Source organism: Rubrivirga sp. (genome assembly GCF_049648075.1).
Classification (GTDB): Bacteria; Bacteroidota; Rhodothermia; order Rhodothermales; family Rubricoccaceae; genus Rubrivirga.
Window position 1 is genome coordinate 1 of the sequence record NZ_JBARYR010000160.1, and the last position, 1,776, is coordinate 1,776.

Here is a 1,776-nt window from a genome sequence, read left to right on the forward strand (position 1 = left end):
CGTCGGTCTCGCGGTAGTAGCCGAAGAACGGGACGGTCTCAATCACGACCGAATGGTCGGCCTTGAGGTCGTCGATCCGGTAGTGGTCGACGTCCTCGTCGCCACGAGCGAGCAGCTGCGGGAACGCCGCGTTGCCCTGGGTCGGCAGGACGTCGAACCCGTTCGCGTCGCCGTCCGTCGTCACGACCTTGAGCGTGTCCGGGTTGTAGCCGAGGTACGACCGCAGGACGCCGTCGGCGGGCAGGACGGCGTTCGGGTTCTGGAGGGCCTGGGTAAAGGTCTGGTTCGGCTCCGCCTTGTCGACGAGCGGGGCGAGCGGGACGGCGTAGGCCGAGAAGTGGTACGTGCCCGTCGCGCCGCCCGACTGGATCGGGCGCGGGTCCCCGCTCGTGGTCCCGTTGTAGAGGAAGAGGTAGTAGCGGCCGGTGACCTTCCGGTTTGTCGCCGGGTCGACCGGCGGGATCCAGCCCGTCAGGCGGAAGTCGCCGGAGTTGGCGCGGCCGTTGGTCGCCCGGCCCTGGATGTCGCCCGAGATCTGGTCGTTGCCGTCCAGGCCATTGAAGTTCTGGACGAACGTGGTGTCGAGGTCCGTCTCGTGGAACAGGGCCGCGCTCACGGCCAGCCCGTCGCTGTCAACGTTCTCGTCTCCGGGGTAGGAGTGGGTCCCGCCGAAGTAGTACATCTGGGTCGTGTCTGCCGTGAACACGTAGACGTCGTAGTCGCCGGCCGTGAACGTGCCCATGACCAAGCCGCCCGTGAACGCCCGGTCGTCGGCGAAGCCGGGCGTCGCGAGCACGTCGTCGAGGTCGTCGGCGGTCGGGAAGAAGTCGTTGGGCTCGCGCTCCTCGCGGACGACGGTCGCCGCGCCGCCGAAGGCGAAGGGCGACGTGTGGCCAAAGTAGAACGGCTGCGTCAGGCGGGCCGCGGCGATCTCGGCCTCGATGCGGGCGAGCGCGGCGGGGTCGTCGCCGTACTTGTCGAGAACCTCTTCGGCGCCGGGTCCAAAGCGCTCCAAGAGCGCGGGTCCGGGAGTCCGGGCCTGCTGGGCAGACGCCGGGGCGAGGGCACCGGCCGCGACGACGGCAACGAGGGCGATAGCGAAACGCATAGGAACGGGGGTCGGCTGGGGGAAGCGGATGAGAGCGGTAGTGGCGGGCTAGAGAGCGATGGCGACGCTAAAGCGGTGCGCGTTGCCCAGGCGCCCCCACTCGGACCACGAGTAGTCGAGGGCCAGGCGCTGGCGGTCGGGGAGGGTCACGCCCAGGCCGGCGCCGAGCGAGAGGCCGCGGTTCTCCTCGTCCTGCTCGAACAGGCTCTGGTACCCGCCGCGGATGAAGAGCACGTCGCGGAAGGCGTACTCGAGGCCGACGTTGACGCTCTCGGTCGCGCCCGTCGGGTGCTGGAGGTCGAGGACGGTGCGGACCGAGCCGAGCTCGCCGAGCGGCCGGTCGTAGGCGACGCCGAACCGGAACAGCTGGGGCAGCCCGAACCCGTCGGTCCGGTAGTCGACGGGGATGTTGGTCGCGCCCTGGTTGGTCGGGTCCGGGTCGATGACGTCGGCGAGGTCGCGGCCGGACAGCTCGAGGTCGGCGCCGAAGTTGGCGATGCTCGCGCCGAGCGCGAAGCCGGGGACGGGCGTCTCGTAGCGGACGCCGACGTCGAACGCGACCTGCTGGGCGCTCACGCTCCACAGCCGCTCGTGGACCAGCTTCGTGGTCACGCCAACGGAGAACGTGGGGATCGGCCGGCCGGCGACGGTGAGCCCGAGCGCGAACG

The 1,776-nt window shown here is 70.4% G+C and carries 1 protein-coding gene and 1 pseudogene; both read right to left on the reverse strand.

All coding sequences use genetic code 11. The annotated features are described in order from the left end of the window. Window positions 1-1,108: hypothetical protein (locus WBA11_RS04520; protein WP_424519533.1), on the reverse strand; the 1,108-nt coding region annotated here is incomplete at its 3' end. Between the two features lie 48 nt (window positions 1,109-1,156). After that, window positions 1,157-1,776, reverse strand: a pseudogene (locus WBA11_RS04525) (hypothetical protein); the annotation flags it as partial.